Raw genomic sequence first — 3,299 nt, 5'->3', positions numbered from 1 at the left:
CACCCGCCCTCGGCCCCACGCGCACCGTGAAGGCCTGGTGGCAGGCCGCGCCGTTCACGCTGGTGTTCGTGGTGTTCTTCCTGATCCCGCTGGCGCTCACCGTGATGGTGAGCTTCTGGAACTTCAACGAGTACGAGCTCATCCCCGGCTTCACGCTGCGCAACTACGCGGCCATCTTCGAGGGCTGCTCCACGCTCACCGAGCACGGCGACTTCTGCGTCTCGCTCTCCACCTACCTGTCCACCCTGAAGTTCTGCCTGCTGGTGTGGGGCATCACCCTGCTGGTGGGCTTCGCGGTGGCCTACTTCCTCGCGTTCCACGTGAGCTCGCCCGGCATGCAGACCCTGCTGTTCGTGCTCTGCACCGTGCCGTTCTGGACCTCCAACGTCATCCGCATGATTTCCTGGGTGCCACTGCTGGGCCGCAACGGCCTGGTGAACCAGGGCCTGATGGGCCTGGGGCTGGTCGACGAGCCGGTGGAGTGGCTGCTGTTCTCCGACTTCTCGGTGGTGCTGGCCTTCGTGCACCTCTACACCATGTTCATGATCGTGCCGATCTTCAACAGCATGATGCGCATCGACCGCAGCCTGCTCGAAGCCGCCAGCGACAGCGGCGCCTCCGGCTGGCAGACGCTGTGGAACGTGATCGTGCCGCTGTCCAGGACCGGCATCCTCATTGGCTCGATCTTCGTCATCACCATCGTGATGGGCGACTTCGTCACCATCGGCGTGATGGGCGGGCAGCAGATCGCCTCGGTGGGCAAGATCATCCAGGTGCAGACCTCCTACCTGCAGTTCCCGCTGGCGGCGGCCAACGCGGTAATCCTGCTGGCCGTGGTGCTCATGATCATCTGGGGCCTCACCCGGCTGGTCGACATCCGCAAGGAGCTCTGATCCATGCCCCGCTTCAAGGAACCCCGCGCCGCCGGCTTCTGGCCGCTGGCCATCGTCTTCGCGCTCTTCGTGCTGTTCATGTACGGCCCGATGGCCGTGATCTTCGTGCTCAGCTTCCAGGGGCCCGAGGGCGGTCTCACCTTCCCGCTGCGCGGCGTGTCGCTGCACTGGTTCCACAAGCTCGCCGAAGGCCTGGGCACGGTGGACATCGGCGCGGCCTTCCTGCGCTCGCTGATGCTGGGCGGCGTGGTGATGCTGTTCACCGTGCTGCTCTCGGTGCTCGCCGGCCTGGCCTTCCGCAAGCCGCTGCGCGGCGCCAATGCGCTGTTCTACGTCACGGTGGCCAGCCTGATCATGCCGTCCATCATCGTCTCGCTGGGCATCGGCCTGCAGTTCCGCCTGCTCGACGGCGCTCTGAAAGGGCTGCTCGAAGCGGTGGACGCCACCGGCACGCTGGAGAACTACGGCACCGCCCTCGGCCTGCTCACCTCGGCCCTGGGCGCCCACCTGACCTGGACGCTGCCCTTCGGCCTGCTCATCATGTTCGCGGTGTTCAACCGCTTCAACCCGGCCTACGAAGAAGCCGCGCGCGACCTGGGCGCCACGCCGTGGCAAGGCTTTCGCCACGTGGTGCTGCCGCTGATCGGTCCTTCGGTGGTCGGCATCGGCATGTTCGGCTTCACCCTGAGCTGGGACGAGATCGCGCGCACCTCTCAGGCCATCGGCGACGTGAACACGCTGCCGCTGGAGCTGCAGGGCCTCACCTCCACGGTGACCACCCCCGCCATCTACGCGCTGGGCACGGTGACCACGGTGGTTTCGCTGCTGGTGATGGGCGTGGCGGTCTCGCTCGCGCTCTGGCTGGGGCGGCGGCAGAAGAAGGGGCGCAGCGCGTGACCGGCAGCACCGACAGCCTCATCTACGACCGTGTGGTCTCGGCCATCCTCGACCACCGGCTGCCCCCGGGAACCAAGCTGGTCGAGGACCGCCTGGCCAGCGCCTTCGGGGTCTCGCGCACGCTGATCCGGCCGGTGCTGGTGCGCCTGGCCAACGAGCAGGTGGTCACGCTCACGCCCAACCGGGGCGCCACCATCGCCCAGCCCAGCGAGCAGGAGGCGCGCGAGGTGTTCGAGGTGCGCCGCCTGATCGAGTCCAGCCTGGTCGAGCGTTTCGTGGCACGCGCCGAGCGCGACGACATCCAGCTGCTCACCCGCTGCATCCGCGACGAAGAGGCGGCGCGCAGCGCCGGCGACATGCGGCGTGCGATCCGGCTTTCGGGCGATTTCCACCTGCACATCGCGGACCGCGCCGGCCAGCAGACCCTGGGCCGCATCCTGCGCGAGATGGTCTCGCGCACTTCGCTCATCCTCATGACCTACAGCAGCAGCCACGCCCAGGCCCGGCGCGACGCCACGGCCTGCGGTTGCGACGAGCACCGCGCGCTGCTGGCCGCGATCCGGCTGCGCGATGCGCGCGAGGCCGCGCGGCTGATGCGCGAGCACCTGGACCGGCTCGAAGCGCAACTGGACTTCTCGCCGCCCACCGCCGCGGCGCCGGACCTCGAACGCCTCTTCGCCCCCGTGGCCTGATGCGCCAGCTGCTGGTCATCAACCCCAACACCTCGCCCGGCGTGAGCGCGCTGCTGCAGGCGCACGTGCAACAGGCCGCCGGGTTGCACGTGGGCGTGCGCGCCGTGACCGCGCGCTTCGGTTCGCCCTACATCGCCGACGAAGCCAGCTACGCCGTGGCCGCCCACGCCACGCTCGACGCCTGGGCCCAGGACCTGGCCACCGCCCAGACCCCGCCCGACGCGGTGCTGATCGGCTGTTTCGGCGACCCCGGCCTGATGGCCCTGCGCGAGAGCAGCCCGGTGCCGGTGACCGGCCTGGCCGAAGCCGCCTTCATCGAGGCCGCGCGCCATGGGCGCTACGCCATCGTCACCGGCGGCACCCGCTGGGGGCCGATGCTGCAGCGCCTGGCCCAGGCGCTCGGCCAGGCCCAGCAGCTCGCGGGCATCCACACCGTGGCACCCACCGGCGCCCAGCTCGCCGCCGACCCGGTGGCCGCGCGCGCGTTGCTTGCCCAGGCCTGCCGGGACGCCTCCCGGCAACTCGGCGTGCAGGCCGTCATCCTGGGCGGTGCGGGCCTGGCCGGCATGGCCGGCGCGGTGCAGGCCGAGGTGCCGATCCCGGTGATCGACAGCGTGGTGGCGGGCGCGCACTGGGCGCTGCGCAGCGCGCCACTGCCGCCGGAGCGCTCGACGCCGGGTTTTGACGTGGCATGGCAAGGCCTTTCACCCGAGATGACCGCACTGGGCCACCCGCCCACCTGAACGCAGGCGTCAGCGCGCGGCGGCGCCTTGTCGCAAAATGCCCGCATGGTCCGCCCCACCCAACTCCTTCACCC

At 69.9% G+C, this 3,299-nt stretch carries 4 protein-coding genes; all 4 read left to right on the top strand.

Annotated features, from left to right (window positions below; genetic code table 11):
• Positions 1–26: 26 nt before the first annotated feature.
• The 4 genes from AC07ZS_RS29625 to AC07ZS_RS29610 are packed head-to-tail and all read left to right on the top strand — an operon-like array spanning position 27 to position 3,225.
• Positions 27–893, top strand: a complete 867-nt coding sequence (locus tag AC07ZS_RS29625; RefSeq protein ID WP_494802004.1) for an ABC transporter permease — start codon at positions 27–29, stop codon at positions 891–893.
• Between the two features lie 3 nt (positions 894–896).
• Positions 897–1,790: an ABC transporter permease gene (locus tag AC07ZS_RS29620; RefSeq protein WP_494802003.1), complete on the top strand. Its 894-nt coding sequence runs from the start codon at positions 897–899 to the stop codon at positions 1,788–1,790.
• The gene (locus AC07ZS_RS29615; protein ID WP_494802002.1) at positions 1,787–2,482 is read left to right on the top strand and encodes a GntR family transcriptional regulator; all 696 of its coding nucleotides are present in this window, start codon (positions 1,787–1,789) and stop codon (positions 2,480–2,482) included. Before AC07ZS_RS29620 ends, AC07ZS_RS29615 begins: the two co-directional genes overlap by 4 nt.
• Positions 2,482–3,225, top strand: a complete 744-nt coding sequence (locus AC07ZS_RS29610; RefSeq protein WP_494802001.1) for an aspartate/glutamate racemase family protein — start codon at positions 2,482–2,484, stop codon at positions 3,223–3,225. Before AC07ZS_RS29615 ends, AC07ZS_RS29610 begins: the two co-directional genes overlap by 1 nt.
• The last annotated feature ends 74 nt before the right edge of the window (positions 3,226–3,299 follow it).

The organism is Hydrogenophaga sp. GW456-12-10-14-TSB4, assembly GCF_059424305.1.
Note: the sequence above shows the minus strand (reverse complement) of the source record. Positions and strands in the feature narration are given on the sequence as shown.